Origin of the sequence: Collinsella sp. TF11-5AC (genome assembly GCF_003436775.1) — a bacterium.
Lineage (GTDB): Bacteria > Actinomycetota > Coriobacteriia > Coriobacteriales > Coriobacteriaceae > Collinsella.
Map to the genome: position 1 here is coordinate 22,804 of NZ_QSQO01000024.1, position 17,156 is coordinate 39,959.

The following is a 17,156-nucleotide window of genomic DNA, read 5'->3' on the forward strand; positions in this document are numbered from 1 at the left end:
CCGCAACTCATGAGGGGTATTGGGCTGTTAGGCCGCTCTATCCCTTAGTAATCCAGCTTCCACATGTAACGGCGCGTCATGTAGTCCTTGTGGGTGACGGCGGAGAGCGCACGCATGTAGACGTTGTTGAGGATCGGGGCAAAGATCAGGTGGTTGAAGTACTCGCTCACGCTGTCCTTGATGTCGTTGAGGCCGAGCTCCTTGGCGTCGAGCTGGTAGACGCGCTCACCACCGTACTGGTTGACAAAGCGAATGCCGCGCTCGTCGTTGCAGCGGCTGCGGCCGACGCTGATGAGCTGGAACAGCGAGGTACGCTTGTCCAGGATCTCGAAGGGACCGTGGAAGAAGTCGCAGGTGTTGATGGTGCAGGAGTCGATCTGCAGCATCTCCTGCACGTTGCAGATGCTAAAGACGTAGGCGGCACCAAAGAGCGGGCCCTGAGCCATAACGTTGATGCAGGGCTTGTCGGCGTTCTGCTCGGCCCACTTGGCAGCGAGCGGACGGGTGTACTCGACAGCCTTGCGATAGATGGGGTCGACCAAGTCGAAGGCGGCCATAGCGGTCTCGTACTCGGCATAGCCCTCGGTCTGCTGCGTGAGCTCCATGGCGATCATGGTCACGACGGCGGAGTTGGTGCGGCCCATGCAGGACTCGTCGACGGCCAGGCTGTCGTACTGAATCTTGTAGTCGCAGACCTCGGTGAGGGCGGACTCGTCAACATAGATGGCGATGGTGCTGGCGCCGTGGTTCTTGGCGACCTGGGCGGCGACGATGGTCTCCTTGGTGCCGCGCATGGACACGACGACGGCCAGGGTGTTCTCGTTGACGTAGGCAGGTGTGGCGTGCACGAACTCGTTGCTGGTGTAGCTGGAGCTCACGACCTGCGTGGCCTCGTGCTCCATAAAGTACTGGGCAGGATAGTTGCCGCCGTTGGATCCACCGGCGCCAATCCACACGACGCGCTTGATGCCGCCCTTGTCTGCCTTGTCAGCCAAAACCTGGGAGACGACGTCCTTAACCTGTTCCTGAGTAGTCATCGTGCATCAGCCTTTCTTCTCGTTTGATGCTCTCGATGGCATACAAGTTACATACATGTTTTGGTTATGTCGACTAGTTGTATGCTATATTTGTCTTAGATATTTTGCTGGTAAAGTTTTCGGCAATCCATTATCAGCGGTTTTGTTGTCATGTTGGATACATGCTTGGTTCAGTAAGCATACAGGTTAGATACAGGTTGTTCGCATGAGCACTTCGTCGAAAAAGAACTTGGCCCAATACGAGCGTCTGGCGGGTACGCTGCGTGACCGCATCGCCGCCGGCATCTACGCGTGCGGAGACAAGCTGCCGTCCGAGATGGAGCTCATGGGCGAATCGGGCCTGTCGCGCAGCACTGTGCGTCACGCGCTTAAGGTGCTTGTTGACGAGGGCCTGGTTCGCACCGAGCGCGGACGCGGCGCCTTTGTGGCTGACACGCCGGCGCTCCACGAGAACAACCTGGTGTTTTCGAGCTATACCAAGCAGGTCGAAGGCCAGGGTATGAAGCCCACCACGCGCACGGTGGACTCGGGCTTTGCCAAAGCAATGGGCAGCGTGGCCAAGTTCTTTGACGCTAGCGTGGGCAGCAAGCTTGTCAAACTTGTCCGCCTGCGTTACCTGGACGATGCGCCACTGTGCCTGGAGACCACCTATTTGCCGCCAAGCTTTGGGTCGCTCATCGATCGCAATATCAACGGTTCGCTCTACGCCACGCTGCGCCAGGAGTTCCATCGTGCGCCGGCGCAGGGGCATAAGACCTTTGAGGTGTGCTATGCCTCGCAAAACGAGGCGTTTTTGCTCAACGTCGAGCGCGGGCAGGCGCTGATCCTGATCACCGACTACGTCTGCGACACCGACGGTCGCCCGCTCCATGTCTCCAAGCGCATCCAACGTACCGACCGCGCCAAATACACCGAGCCCATCGGCTAGCGCACCAAACGAGGCAAAATGTACCTAATAAACGTTTTACCTGCGGTTTTTATTAAATCTCAAGCCGGCATGGCGCAAATGCCAACATCGCCTGGCAACACGCGCCGCCCAAGCTCAACTGTTCCTGCCCAGAATATCCAGCACCGTAAACCTAAGTGAGTAGACTTTTCGCGACCTGCCAAGCACACCCAAAACAGCCACCTCCGTGACCTGCGGTTTTACTAAAGCAGATACGCTTTGTGCTCGCCTTGCGCCAAAAAGTCTACTCACTTAGCTCGCAAGGTGTCTCGACGGGACGATTCGAGTCAAAAAAGCGTACGAACGCGGCGCTTCTTGCGGCAATTTGATACCGCAAGACAGCCAAAAACCTGTCCCTAAATGGCAGGTTTGGGGAGGTCGGGGAACCAGGTTGGTTTGGGTTGGTTGGGAACGCGCTCGGCTAGGACCAGCTCCATCCAGCACATGTCGTACCAGCGGCCGAACTTTTGGGCGCAGCGGTCGAAGGCACCCACCAGGCGATACCCCATATGGGCATGGAAGTCCTGGCTGTTGTGCGTCAGGTACTCGTCGTCTTTGTCGTGCGGTACGGCGATGAGCGCACACATGTTGGTGATACCCATCGCGACCAGGCATTGCTTGAGCGCATCGTGCAGTTTGCGGCCCAGCCCACCATGGCGCACATCGCGCGCCAGGTAGATCGACGTCTCGACCGACCAGTCGTATGCCTCGCGGCTGTTGAGCGGGCTCACGTAGGCATAACCCACCGGACGCCCGTCCAACTCCATCACCAAATACGGATAGCGCTTGAGTGTACGCGCAATGCGCCCGGCAAATTCCTCGACGCTCGGCACCTCGTATTCGCAGGTAATCGCCGTCTTGAGCACATACGGCTCATAAATGGCAAGCAATGCCGGCGCATCATCGGGCGTCGCCAGGCGAATCGTCGGCTCGGACATCTTGGCCATACAGCCCCTCTCAAAAGCAAAGGCCGCCTTGCGCCAAACCCAGGCGCAAGGCGGCCCCTCGTCATTACATCAACCTACAGGACAGCCGCCAGCGCGTCGATGTCCTCCTGTGTCGTGGCCCAGCTGGTGCAAAAGCGCACCACGGTGTGGGTCTCGTCGTACTTTTCCCAGTACTCGATCGAAGCATGCTCGCGAATGCGGGCCATGTCCTCGTTGGGCAAAATCACAAACTGCTGGTTGGTGGGCGTCTCCAAGAAGAACTGGTAGCCGCGCTCATGCAGCACGCGACGAAGCGCCTGCGCCGTCTCAATCGCCTGGCGGCCAATCTCAAAATACAGGCCGTCGGTAAAGAGCGCCTCAAACTGAACGCCCGTCAGACGGCCCTTGGCCAGCAGCGCTCCGTGCTGCTTAATGCGCGGAATGGGGTGTGCCGGAGCGTGCATGCCGCAAAACACCACGGCCTCGCCGCAAAGCGCGCCGCACTTGGTGCCGCCAATGTAGAACACGTCGCACAGCTGCGCCAGCTCGGGCAGGGTAATGTCGCACTCATCGGCCGCCAGCGCATAGGCCAGACGGGCGCCATCCACAAACAGCGGAATCTGGCGCTTCTGGCACACCGCATGAATCGCCGCAAGCTCGGCGGCGGAGTACAGCGTGCCGTACTCGGTCGATAGGCTCACGTACACGGCACCTGGGAACACCGTGTGCTCGTAGCTCTCGTTTTCGTAAAACACCTGGATATAGCTGTCGAGATCCTCGGCATGCATCTTGCCCTCGTAGCCGGGAATGGTAAGCACCTTGTGGCCGCCAAACTCGATGGCACCCGCCTCGTGGCAGGCAACGTGGCCGGTCTCGGCTGCAACGACGCCCTCGTAGGGCGCAAGCAGCATGTCAATCACCGTCGCGTTGGCCTGTGTGCCGCCCACCAGGAAAAATACGTCGGCATCGGGAGCCTGACAGGCCTCACGGATGAGCCGCTTGGCACGCTCGGTGTGTGCATCGGTGCCGTAGCCGGGCTGCGGCTCCATATTAGTGTCGACGAGCGCCTGCAGCACTGCCGGATGTGCGCCGTGGGAATAGTCGTTGTTAAACGCGAGCATGGTAATCCTCTCTAGCCGGGCACGAGCCCGATGATTCAGGTGCCGCTATTGTACGCCGCTCGGATAGGCAATGCGCGCGGCAAGGCACTCAAGCGCCAGCACCAGGGCAAAGCCGCAGCTCACGTCACTCAAAAAGTGCGCACCGATCACGATACGACCAAAGGCGACGAACGCCGCAACCACAGCGGCGACCCAAAAGACCGCGCGGCGGCGCGACGGCTTTTCCTTAAAGGCCGCCGCGGGAAGCCCGGCGAGCATAAGGCCGATCGCCGCGTGTGCCGTGTGTCCGCTCGCAAACGACTTAAAGCCGTCCTTGATCACGCCGGCGGCGATATAGGTCCACTTGTCGGGGTTGCCGATCACCCACCACGGCTGAAAATCGAGCCCCTGCGTCACCTCGATCACGCGCATGCGCGGGCGCGACCACAGTGGCTTGACGATCACGTTGAGGATAATGGCCTGAGCGACCCACACGGCAAGCACCATCAACGCCCAGCGCGTGAGATCGTCGGGCGCGGTGTCGCGCGTAAGGCGATAGGCGATGAGGTTGGCCGCGATGACCAGCACAAACGTCAGCACCAACTGAACCACGATGAGTTTGCCGCCAACCCGCAGGGACGAAACGATCTCGTAGCCGACCAGGCCCACGTTGACCAGAACGCCCAGCACGGCGAGCCATTTGCTCCCCCTGGAGTCGGGACGCACCGCGCGTACGAGCATAACGCCTGCGACGCTCGCCGTCAGCTCAAACGGCAGCTCGCCGGCGGCCTCGATAAAGCGGCCGTACATGCTGGCGATGTTGAACAGCGCGCTCGAGATCTGGTAATCGAAGAAGCTGCCCACGCCCAGACAAAGGCACAGGACGACCGCGATAGCGGCGGCGTCTTTCTTATAGATGTACCCGAACATGCTTTCCTTTCCATCGGGCGAAGTTTTCAACCTGCAACGTGGCGGGGCAAAGAATCCTTGTCCCGCCACGCCACCTACCTGTTATTCATCATCGCTAGCACCCAGCTGCTGCAGCAGCATGAGTGCGGCCGCCACGGGACCGGCCTCGTCGTTGGCGTCGAGACCGCGGCCCAGGCCGCTGCCCACACCGGCGCCCGCCTTGTAGGGCACCGACAGCTTGCGGCTCTTGGGGAAGCTCACCGCGCCATAGCGGGTCTTAAGCTCAAAGGCCACCTTCTTGGGCACGTCGACGCCCAAAAACGTGATGCGACCGCCGCTGAGCGTGACGCTCTCGAGCCCCAGGCGCTCGCCGCGAATACGGATGCGCGCGCGGTTGAACAGGTTGAGCCCTGCCAACGGCAGCTCGCCATGCGCGGCCTCGGTCTCTTCCTGCACCTCATCGATGCTCTCCAAGTCCTCGGCCGCTGCGAGCTTACGGTACACGAGCACGCGCTGATCCACCGCCGGCAGGTACTCCTCGGACAAGAAGTAATCGGCCGGCAGGTTAATGCCCACGCTCGCCGCCTCCACGCCGGCGTCGTCGTCGCCGCGCGCCTCGGCCACGGCCTGGCCCAGCATCTGTGTAAACAGGTCAAAGCCCACGCTCGACAGATTGCCGTGCTGCTCGGCGCCCATAAGCGAGCCGGCGCCACGAATCTCCAGGTCGCGCATGGCGATGCGCATGCCGCTGCCCAAGTCCTGGAACTCGGACAGTGCGGTCAGGCGCGCCGTTGCCTCCTCGGTGAGCGGCAGCTCGCCCGGGAACATAAAGTATGCGTAGGCCTGTGTGGCAGAACGGCCCACACGGCCCTTGAGCTGGTAGAGCTGTGCCAGGCCCAGGCGCTGCGAGTCCTCGATGATGAGCGTGTTGGCGCACGCGTTGTCGATGCCGCTCTCCACGATGGTCGTGGCGATGAGCACGTCGATCTTTTTGGTCGCGAACTCGATCATCACGTCCTCGACCTCGCGCGGACTCATCTTGCCGTGCGCCACGCCCACGCGCGCCTCGGGCGCGGCCTCGTGCACGCGCGCCACGGCGTCGTCGATGGTCTTGACGCGGTTGGACACGTAGTACACCTGGCCGCCGCGACCCACCTCCAGGCGAATCGCCGCGCTCACCACATCGGGGTCGTACTCCCCCACGTGCACGATCACGGGGCGGCGCCCGGTCGGCGGCGTGGTGATCAGGCTCATGTCGCGCACGCCGCTCGTGGCCATCTGCATGGTTCGCGGAATCGGCGTTGCCGAAAGCGTGAGCACGTCAATCTGCTCACGCAGGTTCTTGAGCTGCTCCTTGTGCTGCACACCAAAGCGCTGCTCTTCGTCGATGATCACCATGCCCAGGTTCTTGGGGTTCACGTCGGCAGAAAGCAAGCGGTGCGTGCCGATGAGCACATCGATCGTGCCCTCGGCAAACGCCTTGAGCGCGCGCTTTTGCTGCGCCGGGGTGCGGAAGCGGCTGAGCACCTCGACCTCCAGGCCAAACGGGGAAAAGCGCTCAAAGAATGCCTCGTAGTGCTGTTGGGCCAGAATGGTCGTGGGGCAGAGCACCATGACCTGGCGGCCGGAGTCCACGCACTTAAACGCCGCGCGCAGGGCGACCTCGGTCTTGCCAAAGCCCACATCGCCGCACAGCAGGCGGTCCATGGGCTTGGGCGCCTCCATGTCGGCCTTGATGTCGGAAATGGCCTCCAGCTGGTCGCGCGTCTCGTCGTAGGGGAAGCTCTCCTCCATCTCGATCTGCTCGGGCGTATCGGGCGGACAGGCGATACCGGTAATCGACGAGCGGCGCGTATACAGGTCGACCAGGTCAAACGCCAGCTTTTTGGCGTTCTTGCGTGCCTTGTTGGTGGCACGCGTCCAGTCGGCGGTATTGAGCCTGGTCAGGCGCGGCTTGTCGCCGTCGGGGCCAACATAGCGCGTGATGCGGTCGACCTGCTCGAGCGGCACGTAGAGCTTGTCGCCGTCGGCATATTCCAGCAAAAAGTAGTCGCGTTCCTTGCCGCCCACTTCCTGGCGCGCGATCTCGCTAAAGAGCGCGATGCCGTGGGTGGCGTGCACCACGTAATCGCCCGGCTTAAACGGGAAGGTGATCTGCGTAATGTCAACCTTGCGGCGGCTGCGCGCGCGGTTGGCATCCATGCGGGCGTTGAGGTCGGCGATCGAGAACACTGCCAAATTGGCGTCGGGTACCACCACGCCCTGCGGCAGAGCGGCATCGACAAAGGTCACGCGCCCGCGCGAGATGGTGGGCACGGCGGCACCGGCGGCAGCCTGGGCGGCACCCGCCTCGAGCGAGCGGGCGTTGAGTGCATCGGCCTTGCGCTCGCGAATTGCAGCATGGGCATCCTGGCGGGCAGCACGGTCGGCAGAATCCGCCGCCGCCACGCGCACGCGCTCACCAATGACACCGGCATTTTCGGGCGCGGCCGTCAGCGACTCCTCAAAGGTAATACCCTCATCGCCAAAGGTAAGCTCCATCGACTCGCGCGCGCCGCGGTCGGGAATGGCAAACACGCAGGCATAGCGCTTGCCCACGACCTCCTGAATACGCGTCATAAAACGGTTGTCCGAGCCTGCGATAGCAGGCTGCTCAATCTTGAGCTCGGCCGTCACCGCGCCGCCGGCACGGATCAGGCTCACGTAGTTCAGACGCTGCTGGGAACCAAAGTCGAGCTGCTGGGCGCGCACGTATAGGCCGTCCAGACGGTCGACCCCCGCCTCGCCGGCACGGGCCTCGATATCCTCGTAAGCGCGCAGGCAGTCATCGAACAGCGAGCGCGGCTCGGACAGCACCACGAGTGCCTTGCCGCTCACATGCGACAGCGGGCTCACGGTCTGGCCGTACATAACCGGCAAAAAGCGGTCGAGCTCGGGCGTGACAATGCGCGCGTCCACCATCTCGAGCAGCGCCGCCAGCTTGCTGTCGTCCTGGCTGGCGCGGTAGAGCGCCACGTGCATGTTGTGGACGGCCTCGTCGGTGAGCGCCAGCTCGCGGCAGGGGAAGATTTCGATGCTGTCCTCGTTGCCGATGGTCTGCCCCGTGGAGCTCACCATGCGGCGGATTCGGTCGATCTCATCACCAAAGAACTCGATGCGCACGGGTGCCTTTTCCTGTGCGGGGAACACCTCGACGGTGTCGCCGTGCACGCGGAACAGACCGGGCGCGTCGGCGGCGCCGGCATTGGTGTATCCCATGCCCACCAGGCGCTGCGGCACCTCGTCAAAAGGAATCTCCTCGCCCACCGCAAAAGTGGTGGACTCCCAATAGCGACTCTCGACCGGCGGCACGCAGCGCAACAGCGCACGGGCCGAGGCAACCATGATGCAGTTGTCCCCGCGCACGATGCGCCCCAGAGCCTCGCAGCGCTGCGCCACCACGGCATCGTCGGGCGCCTGCTCGCGCCACGGATAGTCCTTGCGCTCGGGAAAACGGCACACGTGCGCCAGGCCCACATAGGCGGCCAGGCTGCGTGCGGTGCGATCGGCCGCGTCCTCGCCACTCACGATGTAGACCGTGGGGCGCGGGCGGCGCGCAAACTGGGCTGCCGCCATGAGCGTGCGGCCCGACTGCGACACGGCCAGCGTCACGTCCTCGCCAGAATCGAGCCCGGCCTCGACGGTCTGCAGCGCCTCGGCAGTGTAGAGCTGCGCGGCTATACGGTGAATGAGCATGCTATTCCTCCGGCATTGCAACGCCAAAAGCCCGCCGAGGCAAGCTCGGCGGGTCGTTCGTCAAATTCGTTGCCTGTCATGGTAACGCATGGAGAGGACTCCAGCTCAAGCGTACGCCCAGCCCCGCAACAAAAACGCCAGACGAAGATGCGTTCCGCCCTACCCCGCTACGCGCACGCTGGGGCACAAATCTGCCAGCGGACACTCGTCACACTTGGGTTTGCGGGCGTCGCAGATCTCGCGACCGAAGGTGATCCACTGGTGGTTGACCGACTCCCAATACTCGCGCGGCAAAATCTTGAGCAGATCCTGCTCGGTCTTGAGCGGCTCCTTGGCATGCGTCTTGGGGCTCAGCATCAGGCGGTGCGCAATGCGGTTGACGTGCGTGTCCACCGCAATGCCCTCCACGATGCCATACCCCACGTTGAGCACGATGTTCGCCGTCTTGCGTCCCACGCCCGGCAGCTTCACGAGTTCCTTCATGTCGGCCGGCACCTCGCCGCCATAGTCGGCGACGATCATCTGCGCGGCCTCGACGGCATGCTTGGCTTTGCTCTTGTAGAAGCCGAGTGACCTGATGGTGTCCGCCACGTCAGCCACGCTCGCCCCGGCCATGGCCTCGGGCGTGGGCCACTGGGCAAACAGCCGCGGCGTCACCTTGTTGACCTGCGCATCGGTCGTTTGCGCCGAAAGCAGCACCGCGATCAGCAGGCGGAAGGGATTCTCGTGGTCCAAAAAGCACTCGACCGGGCCATAGCGACGGTTGAGGCGCTCACACACCTCGATGGCGCGCTCGCGCTTGGCGGCATTGGTCTCGCGTGGCATAACGACTCCTCGGCTCAACGGCACAATAAACTGATAGGCACAATTGTCCCACGTCCGAGACGCTTACGCCTCCAAGAATGCGCCGGTCTGACGACTCCACAGGCTCGCGTACTCGCCGCCCGCCTCGACGAGCTGCACATGCGTGCCGTCCTCGACGATCTCGCCATCCGCCAGCACCACAATGCGATCGAGCGCCGCCACGGTGGACAGGCGGTGCGCCACCACAATGGAGGTACGTCCACGCATCAGGTTTTCGAGCGCCTCCTGCACCAGCGCCTCGGACTCGCTGTCGAGGGCAGAGGTCGCCTCATCGAGCACCAGAATCGGCGCGTCGGTTAGGATGGCGCGGGCGATAGCCACACGCTGACGCTGGCCGCCCGAGAGCTTAACGCCACGCTCGCCCACCATGGTGTCAAAGCCACGGGGCAAGCGGTCGATAAACTCCAGGGCATTGGCCAGGCGCGCCGCCTCACGAATCTGCTCATCAGTGGCGTTGGGACGACCGTAGGCAATGTTTTCGCGAATGGAGCGGTGAAACAGCAGCGCCTCCTGCGGCACGTAGGCAACCTGGCGGCGAAGGCTCTGCTGCGTACAGCGCGAGACGTTCTGGCCGTCCACGAGCACGCGGCCGCCCTGCACATCGTCCAAGCGCAGCAACAGCTTGGTAAGCGTCGACTTGCCCGAGCCCGATTTACCCACCAGGCCCACGCGCTGGCCCGCCGCCACGTGAAGCGTCAGGTCGTCGAACACGTTCTCGCCCGCCGCGGCGTCACGATATGCAAAGCTCAGGTGCTCAAAATCAATCGCACCTTCGGTCACTTTAAGCTCGGGAGCGTTCTCGTCGTCTGCCACCAGACGCGGCTCGTCCAGCACGCGCGTCATCTCGGCCGCATCGCCCAAAGCGCGGTTGATGCGCTGCATCATGGAACTCACGTAGTTCAGACGCATGGTGAGGTTATAGGTGTAGGTAAAGATCATGACGAGCGAGCCGGCCGAGATGCCAAACCACGCGTTGCCGCCCGCCACAAACACACTCACCACGGCCATGGTGATGACGATAAGGCCCGAGGTCGTAAAGTTGCGCTGCATCATGGCGTGCATCGAGACCGTCTCGGCGTCGCGCGCGGCACGATCGGCGGCGTCGAACAGATCGCGTTCAAAGTCCTCGCGCCCGCAGGTCTTGACGGCCAGGATGTTCGTGACCGCGTCGGACAGCACGCCCGAGAGCTTGTTTTGCGCGGCGGACGTCGCGGCCGAAAGCGGCATGATGCGCTTGTACATAAGCCAGACAAACGCAATGTAGACGACCATGATGCACACCAGGATCACGGTAAACGTCGGCACCACCGGGGCGAGTGCGGCCACGGTGCAGATGACCGAGGTGATGGTGGGGATGAGCGAATACACCGTCACGTCGACCAGACCCGTGTAGCCGCTCATAAAACGGCTTGTCTGGCTCACAAGCGATCCGCCAAAGCGGCTGGCATGGAATGTCATGGATTGGTTGGAGAGCGTGTCGAAGCATAGACGCGCCAGGTGATAGTTGCCCGCAATCTCGAGCTTGTAGACGGTGTAGTCCTGCAGCTTGGAGAGGATCTGACCCACCAGGTTAACGAGTACGAGCGCCAGGATATAGGGGCCAAAGACCTCAAACACCTGGTCACCCGCCACGGGGCCGGCCTGAACGCGGTCAACGATAAGGGCCATCACGTAGGTGTTGGCAAACGTGAGCAAAAAGATGTAGCCCGCCGACGAGAACACCGAGAGAAAGACAATCAGCGGCTGTGTGCGCGTGACGTCCCAAAAACGCTGAAGCGTGCGGCGAACGGTGGAGCGTTTGAGCGGGCTGGTGCTTCTCTGAGACATGGGCTTCCTTTCGCGTCTGATAGGGCGAAACGCCATTGTTGCACATTGGAGCACGCTTCAGACAAGTGCGATACGAAAAGCGGTGGGGCGCCCGCGTTTGCGCCGGTGCCCCACCGTCTTGTTGCAATTAGTCCTCGTCTTCTTGGTCCGCGAGAAGGCTCGCGGACGTGAGTCCCAAGATCCCATCGGCTTGGCCGGCGTCTTCCAGCGCGTCGATGTCCTTGAGCTTGCGCTCCATGACGTTGGTGCGCGTGGTGATGATACCCTCGACCGTTTTGCCCGCGGTCTCGATCTGCTGCTGGGCGCGGCGCAGCGCCTTTTGATAGCGCGGCAGCTCGGCCTTGACGGCGGAGAGCACGCGCAGCACGTCGTCGGTACGTTTTTGCAACTTAAACGTCTGATAGCTCATCTGCAGACTGTTGAGGATGGCCGCCATGGTGCTGGGACCGGCAACGTTGACGTGATAGTCGCGGCCCAGGGTCTCGATAAGCCCGGGGCGGCTGACGACCTCGGCGTACAGTCCCTCAAATGGAACGAACATAATGCCAAAGTTGGTCGTTGCCGGCACACTCAGGTACTTTTCGCAGATGTCCTTGGCCTCGCGCTTGACCATAGTGTCGAGCGTCTTGCGCGCAGCCGCCACGGTCTCCGCATCGCCCGACTCCTGCGCGTCGAGCAAGTGCTCGTACGCGTCGCCCGGAAACTTGGAGTCAATCGGCAGCAGCACGGGATCGCCCTCGTCCACCGGCAGTTTGACGGCAAACTCAACGCGCTCCGAGGCACCGGGCTTGGTGGCGACGTTTTCCAGATACTGGTCGGGTGTGAGGATGTCCGTCAGGATCGCACCCAGCTGCACCTCGCCCAAAATACCGCGCGCCTTCACATTGCCCAGCACACGCTTGAGGTCGCCTACGCCGGTGGCGATAGATTGCATATCGCCCAGGCCCTTATACACGGCCTCGAGCTGGTCGCTCACCTGCTTAAACGATGCCGACAGTCGGTCGTTGAGCGTGCGAGAGAGCTTCTCGTCCACCGTCGCGCGCATCTGATCGAGCTGCACGTTGTTGTCTTTGCGGATGGCGCCCAGCTGAGCATCGACCGTCTCGCGCACCTTGTCCAGGCGATGCTCTATGCCCTCGCGGTTGGCGCCAAGCTGTTGGGCCGTCTCACGGCGCAGGTCGTCCATACGGTCGCCAGCCTGCGAGAACTCGCGCGCAATGGTCAGGTAGCGCTGCTGCTCTACGGCGGCGTCGGTCGTCTGCTGCTGCGCGATGGCGTTTGCCGTGCGGCGGGTTTCTGCCAACGCCACATTAAGGGCGTCGAGTGCATTGTTGGCCTGTTCAAGTGCCGCCAGCGTCTCCGCGCTACTGTCGCCACGCTCCCGCAACTCGACACGCAGGCTCTTGAGCTGGAGGGCGCAAGCCGCAGCGACCCCCACCGCCACCAAAGCAATCACAATAAGTGCAATATCAATTGCAGACATAAACTCCGCCCAACAAACCCAATCGAACACCAATCAAAACCGCGATCAATCTTACCCCGCCACACACACCGGGCGCCCGGCCCCTTCTTGGGCGCCCCTCTCCTCCGCATATTCCATAATGCGGCGCGCCGTTTTCCTGCTCACCTTTGAGTCATCGCCGGCCAAGTATGCGTATACGTTTCCTTTATTCAGGCGCAGAGCACGGCAGAGGCCATAGCGCGTTACACCCGATTCCTCCAATGCTTCCAGCGTTTTCTTTCTCATCAGGGCGTTCACCCTTCTATCGGCCGCCGGCTTTTCCTTCACCGCTCTATACGCACGCCAAACGTTGGCATAACAATTAGGGAGCTCACTTTTGGCGCATAGAGACGCCATGCTACCCGCTTGACCGTACAAGGATAAAACGTCTCGATAATCCCGTTCCATCCACGAGCCCTCGGATAAACCCAGAACGTATTCGGCTTTTCCTTGCGCCAAAGCGAGCAAAAACAGAGGCTCCGCCACGCGCGGCGCATCCGTCGTCGCCTGCTCAACCAATTTTCTAAAACTCAGCGACTGCTGTCCGGATAGCTCTCGGCAATAGCCTTTTAAGAATCCCTCAAAGGTCAGATTCAACCGAGCACCTCCTTTTTGTATTGCCTGTATCCCTTATTATTATTCATCTTTAATAATACTATTCAGTCGCATGACAGGACCCACAGGATGCGAGGATTCTACTCATGGCGATAATCCCTACACCCTAGAAGTCCTAATGTGACAAACGCTAACTCTCCCAGCCGGCGCGAATGGTTGTTACGACATCGCCTAGGCGCTGGCCGAGAGCCGCTAGATGTTGGAGCACCTCGTTGGGCGATGCACCGTTGAGGATGCACGTGAGGGCATACGACGCCAGAAAGATGGCCGCAAGCCCCAACGGGACGAGCACGATCATCGCCAAGGTGCGCAGGCGCTGGCCCACGCGGCGACGACGCGCACGACGCTTGTCGAACGCGAGCTCCTGCGCATATGAATCTTGCTGTACGGAATAGGCCTCTGGTGCCGATTCGCACCCGGGCACAGCTGCAGGTACAGCAGCGGACACGACATTTTGCGCAAAGGGCTGGACTGCCGCCCCTTGCATTTGTATCTCTATGAGTCGTTGCTGCTGACGCAGCATGCGCTCAGCTTGTTGCTGCGGAGTCTCAAGAAACAGATCCATGCTGGCCTCCAAAATCGGAGCATTCGACGCTTACGACCAGCATCCCGCACCGCCATGACCGCGACAACGCAATCGCCGGCAATAACCACAAAGTTTCTTTTGCTCAAAAGCTGTCGAAAAGCTCAACAACTCCCCTACCAGCACTTTCTCTGAGCTTTTTTCGCCAACAATCTTTTGGCCTTCCGCCCTTACGCCAACTGACCAAAATCTAACCAATAGCTTGACGAAAATTGTGGAGACCGGGACCCCACAAAAACGTGCCGCCCCAAAAAGGGGCGGCACACAACCTTTAATATCAGCTTTTCTGTAGCGAGCACGCAACGACCCGAAGCCGGAGCGTGGGGCGGGAGGCCGGATCGTCTTCCCTCAACGCGACCCTGCGGAGCCGTGAGCGGGGAGGGGAAGGCGATCCGGCCTCCCGCCCTGCGCTCCGCAGCAGCCAGCGCCAAGCGCTAGTAGTTCACCACCTGCTCCTCAAAGTACGCCTTGGGGTGGTTGCACACCGGGCACACCTCAGGCGCCTCGGCACCAACGTGCAGATGTCCGCAGTTCAGGCACTTCCACACCTTTACGCCCTCGCGCTCAAACACCTCGCCCGACTCAATGCGCTCGACGAGCTTGTTGTAGCGCTCCTCGTGGGCCTTCTCGACGGCGGCGACACCACGGAACTTTGCGGCAATCTCGGCAAAGCCCTCTTCCTCGGCGGTCTTGGCAAACTCGTCGTACATCGTGGTCCACTCGTAGTTCTCACCCGCGGCGGCATCGCGCAGATTGTCCAGGGTATCGGGGACGGCGCCATCGTGCAGATACTTAAACCACAGTTTGGCGTGCTCGGACTCGTTGCCAGCCGTCTCGGCAAAGATGTTCGAGATCTGAACGTAGCCGTCCTTCTTTGCCTTGGAGGCATAGTAGCGATACTTGGTGTGCGCCTGGGACTCACCGGCAAAAGCGGTCTCGAGGTTCTTCTTGGTTTGGGAATTCTCAAAATCCATAGGTGTACTTCCCTTCAACGCATGCCGCCCGTAGGCTTCGAGCGGCCTCGTCTTTAGGATGCCCTCATGTCGGAAATCTAAACCTTACAATCCTGTTCTTCAGATTTCCACGGGCTAAATGCTCAGCCAGCGATCGCCCTCGGCTCGGCAAAAGCCCTCACGCTCCAGGTCGGCCAGAATGCCCGCGACAAGCTCGCGCTCGACCGGCCCGCGCCCAGCCGCCGCTTCCATATCGTTAACGCCCACCACGGCATCAGCAAGCGTAATCCCCGCCGGTTGGCCATCGCGCGCTGCCAGCAACATGCGCACGATATGCGCGCGCTTTTGGCGACGTGAGCCCTCAAACTTTGATTGACGGCTATAGCCCGCCGAGCGCCTGGACGGATTGGGCAACGTCTTTTTTAGATATGCGCCGTAGTCCAGCAACGCGTAATACCACGCGCGCGGCGTGTCGGCATCATCGAGCGGCACGGCAAAGGGAGCGATCTCGTCGGTCGCCGCACCGGGGACCGCCGGACAGGCCGCCTGAATCAGCGGCACCAGCTCGCGGTCGGGAACAGCCGGTACATCGGGAAAGAAGTGATGCAGAAAGACCGTGCGCACGTTGGTCTCCAGATACACGCCTGGAAGGTCAAACGCAAACGACCGGATACCTTGCGCCGTTGCCGGGCCAATACCAGGCAGAGCGACCAAGTCACGCGTCTCACGCGGAAACTCACCGTCCCAGTCCTCCACAACGCGCTGAGCGGCCTTGTGGAGCGCCAGAGCGCGTCGGTTGTAGCCCATGCCCTGCCAAGCGTCCAAAACATCGGAAGGCGCGGCTTGGGCAAGCGCCTGCACGGTCGGAAAGCGATCGAGCCACGCCGGCATACGCGTCTCCACGCGTGGCACCTGTGTTTGCTGCAACATGACCTCGGAAAGCCAAATGATGTACGGATCGCGCGTGCGGCGCCACGGAAGGTCGCGATAACGCAGGACCCCTTCCGAACGAATCATCGAACGAAAGGGGTCCTGAATCATATCTATGCTCCTTATGCGGCGCTATTCCTCCCGGCAAGCGCACGCGCAGGTGGCGTACTCGGGAAACGCTTCGCGGTCGGCGAATTTGGGATCGACGGCCGGGAACTGGCGGTGAGAGACGATGTCGCCGAGCGAAACGGAATCGAGGTAATCGCGCATCAACGCTTGAGCTCCGGCCCACAGGGGATGATAGCAGCACGTGCCCATGCGTGCACAGTCGCCATCGGGTGCGGTGCAATCATTCATAACCATAGGGCCCTGAACGGCCTCGACGACCTGGCGGATGGTGACGTCGTCCGGACTGACCTTGAGACGCATGCCACCGTGGACGCCACGCAGGCTCTCCACAATACCGGCCTGGACCAAACCGTGCTGAATCGAGCGGGCAAACGAATACGGAACATTGACCTCTTCGGCAGCGGTGCGAACAGAAAGCAAACGCTCCGGATCCTCGGCAAGCATCGCCAGCATACGAAGGGCGTAATCAGTCTTCCTCGATATGTCCATTTTTCCCCTTTCAAGGAATACGAACAGCTCGAACGAGCTCCGGGGCCGAGCTTATGTCGAGACGCTAAATGACCGCAGGACATCCAAATGGTAAATCGGATATCCACTGAGTGCCGCGCTTGGAGCGAAATGCATCAGATGCGGCCTACAGTGCAATTTAGTATAACCTAACCCCCTGTCTCGTTGAACAGGTGTTGCGCAACAAAGCTGTTGTTCAGACAGATAGACTTATTAGATTTTACTTGCGTTCCCGAAGGCGCGGGGATTCTGGGCGAAGATGCGCCAGGGCGATCGTTCTATCGAAACAAAGTGCATCAAACGCAAAAAGCCACGTCCGAAGACGTGGCTTTAATTGCGTTGGCGGGAAGTACGGGGCTCGAACCCGCGACCTCCGACGTGACAGGCCGGCGCTCTAACCAAACTGAGCTAACTCCCCAGGCAGACGTTCGCGTTTGTTTCCGCTCGCGTGCGCTGCGGGGATTAGTATACACAGAAGTCTGTCCGGCGCGCAACAACTTTTTTGAAAAAATTTTTCGGTCCCTCCGGGAGGGTCTCCGGGGCTGGGGGCGGGGGTTAAGTTTGCTGCTCTACAGTCCTGCGCAAGACGGAAAG

At 61.3% G+C, this 17,156-nt stretch carries 14 protein-coding genes and 1 tRNA gene; 1 reads left to right on the top strand and 14 read right to left on the bottom strand.

The genetic code is table 11. From position 1 onward, the window contains the following. Positions 1 to 44: 44 nt before the first annotated feature. Entirely contained in the window at positions 45 to 1,037 is a 993-nt protein-coding gene (locus DXD16_RS09005) for an SIS domain-containing protein (RefSeq protein WP_117655856.1), read from the bottom strand. Between the two features lie 205 nt (positions 1,038 to 1,242). Between DXD16_RS09005 and DXD16_RS09010 the strand changes: the two genes are divergently transcribed. Next, the gene (locus tag DXD16_RS09010; protein WP_117655857.1) at positions 1,243 to 1,965 is read left to right on the top strand and encodes a GntR family transcriptional regulator; all 723 of its coding nucleotides are present in this window, start codon (positions 1,243 to 1,245) and stop codon (positions 1,963 to 1,965) included. A gap of 374 nt (positions 1,966 to 2,339) precedes the next feature. Here DXD16_RS09010 and DXD16_RS09015 read toward each other — a convergent pair whose 3' ends face one another. From DXD16_RS09015 to DXD16_RS09075, 13 genes are all read right to left on the bottom strand, one after another. Then, positions 2,340 to 2,930 carry a GNAT family N-acetyltransferase gene (locus DXD16_RS09015; protein WP_117655858.1) on the bottom strand — a complete coding sequence of 197 codons (591 nt, stop codon included), beginning with the start codon at positions 2,928 to 2,930 and terminating at the stop codon, positions 2,340 to 2,342. 74 nt (positions 2,931 to 3,004) lie between these two features. Further along, on the bottom strand, positions 3,005 to 4,030 hold the full coding sequence (locus tag DXD16_RS09020; RefSeq protein ID WP_117655859.1) for a low specificity L-threonine aldolase: 1,026 nt from the start codon (positions 4,028 to 4,030) through the stop codon (positions 3,005 to 3,007). 45 nt (positions 4,031 to 4,075) lie between these two features. Continuing rightward, positions 4,076 to 4,939 carry a phosphatase PAP2 family protein gene (locus tag DXD16_RS09025; RefSeq protein ID WP_117655860.1) on the bottom strand — a complete coding sequence of 288 codons (864 nt, stop codon included), beginning with the start codon at positions 4,937 to 4,939 and terminating at the stop codon, positions 4,076 to 4,078. 81 nt (positions 4,940 to 5,020) lie between these two features. Further along, a complete protein-coding gene (gene mfd, locus DXD16_RS09030) occupies positions 5,021 to 8,653 on the bottom strand; it encodes a transcription-repair coupling factor (protein ID WP_117655861.1) in 3,633 nt (1,210 codons plus the stop codon). A 159-nt stretch (positions 8,654 to 8,812) separates the two neighbouring features. After that, complete coding sequence (nth, locus tag DXD16_RS09035) at positions 8,813 to 9,478, bottom strand: endonuclease III (protein WP_117655862.1); 666 nt, start codon at positions 9,476 to 9,478, stop codon at positions 8,813 to 8,815. A 63-nt stretch (positions 9,479 to 9,541) separates the two neighbouring features. After that, a complete protein-coding gene (locus DXD16_RS09040; RefSeq protein WP_117655863.1) occupies positions 9,542 to 11,344 on the bottom strand; it encodes an ABC transporter ATP-binding protein in 1,803 nt (600 codons plus the stop codon). A gap of 127 nt (positions 11,345 to 11,471) precedes the next feature. Further along, positions 11,472 to 12,827: a DNA recombination protein RmuC gene (locus tag DXD16_RS09045; RefSeq protein WP_117655864.1), complete on the bottom strand. Its 1,356-nt coding sequence runs from the start codon at positions 12,825 to 12,827 to the stop codon at positions 11,472 to 11,474. 51 nt (positions 12,828 to 12,878) lie between these two features. Further along, a complete protein-coding gene (locus tag DXD16_RS09050) occupies positions 12,879 to 13,442 on the bottom strand; it encodes a transcriptional regulator (RefSeq protein ID WP_117655865.1) in 564 nt (187 codons plus the stop codon). A gap of 148 nt (positions 13,443 to 13,590) precedes the next feature. Then, positions 13,591 to 14,025, bottom strand: a complete 435-nt coding sequence (locus DXD16_RS09055) for a hypothetical protein (protein ID WP_117655866.1) — start codon at positions 14,023 to 14,025, stop codon at positions 13,591 to 13,593. 452 nt (positions 14,026 to 14,477) lie between these two features. Next, positions 14,478 to 15,017, bottom strand: a complete 540-nt coding sequence (gene rbr / locus DXD16_RS09060) for a rubrerythrin (RefSeq protein WP_055252097.1) — start codon at positions 15,015 to 15,017, stop codon at positions 14,478 to 14,480. Between the two features lie 114 nt (positions 15,018 to 15,131). Continuing rightward, on the bottom strand, positions 15,132 to 16,037 hold the full coding sequence (locus DXD16_RS09065; protein WP_117564952.1) for an adenine glycosylase: 906 nt from the start codon (positions 16,035 to 16,037) through the stop codon (positions 15,132 to 15,134). Between the two features lie 21 nt (positions 16,038 to 16,058). Further along, a complete protein-coding gene (locus tag DXD16_RS09070) occupies positions 16,059 to 16,544 on the bottom strand; it encodes an Rrf2 family transcriptional regulator (protein WP_117655867.1) in 486 nt (161 codons plus the stop codon). 358 nt (positions 16,545 to 16,902) lie between these two features. Beyond that, positions 16,903 to 16,980: transfer RNA gene (locus tag DXD16_RS09075), tRNA-Asp, on the bottom strand. Between the last annotated feature and the right edge of the window lie 176 nt (positions 16,981 to 17,156).

Excerpts from the sequence above, each read along its gene's own strand:
- DXD16_RS09005 (WP_117655856.1), bottom strand. The coding sequence starts at position 1,037 with ATGACTACTCAGGAACAGGTTAAGGACGTCGTCTCCCAGGTTTTGGCT.
- DXD16_RS09010 (WP_117655857.1), top strand. The coding sequence starts at position 1,243 with ATGAGCACTTCGTCGAAAAAGAACTTGGCCCAATACGAGCGTCTGGCG.
- DXD16_RS09015 (WP_117655858.1), bottom strand. The coding sequence starts at position 2,930 with ATGGCCAAGATGTCCGAGCCGACGATTCGCCTGGCGACGCCCGATGAT.
- DXD16_RS09020 (WP_117655859.1), bottom strand. The coding sequence starts at position 4,030 with ATGCTCGCGTTTAACAACGACTATTCCCACGGCGCACATCCGGCAGTG.
- DXD16_RS09025 (WP_117655860.1), bottom strand. The coding sequence starts at position 4,939 with ATGTTCGGGTACATCTATAAGAAAGACGCCGCCGCTATCGCGGTCGTC.
- mfd (WP_117655861.1), bottom strand. The coding sequence starts at position 8,653 with ATGCTCATTCACCGTATAGCCGCGCAGCTCTACACTGCCGAGGCGCTG.
- nth (WP_117655862.1), bottom strand. The coding sequence starts at position 9,478 with ATGCCACGCGAGACCAATGCCGCCAAGCGCGAGCGCGCCATCGAGGTG.
- DXD16_RS09040 (WP_117655863.1), bottom strand. The coding sequence starts at position 11,344 with ATGTCTCAGAGAAGCACCAGCCCGCTCAAACGCTCCACCGTTCGCCGC.
- DXD16_RS09045 (WP_117655864.1), bottom strand. The coding sequence starts at position 12,827 with ATGTCTGCAATTGATATTGCACTTATTGTGATTGCTTTGGTGGCGGTG.
- DXD16_RS09055 (WP_117655866.1), bottom strand. The coding sequence starts at position 14,025 with ATGGATCTGTTTCTTGAGACTCCGCAGCAACAAGCTGAGCGCATGCTG.
- rbr (WP_055252097.1), bottom strand. The coding sequence starts at position 15,017 with ATGGATTTTGAGAATTCCCAAACCAAGAAGAACCTCGAGACCGCTTTT.
- DXD16_RS09065 (WP_117564952.1), bottom strand. The coding sequence starts at position 16,037 with ATGATTCAGGACCCCTTTCGTTCGATGATTCGTTCGGAAGGGGTCCTG.
- DXD16_RS09070 (WP_117655867.1), bottom strand. The coding sequence starts at position 16,544 with ATGGACATATCGAGGAAGACTGATTACGCCCTTCGTATGCTGGCGATG.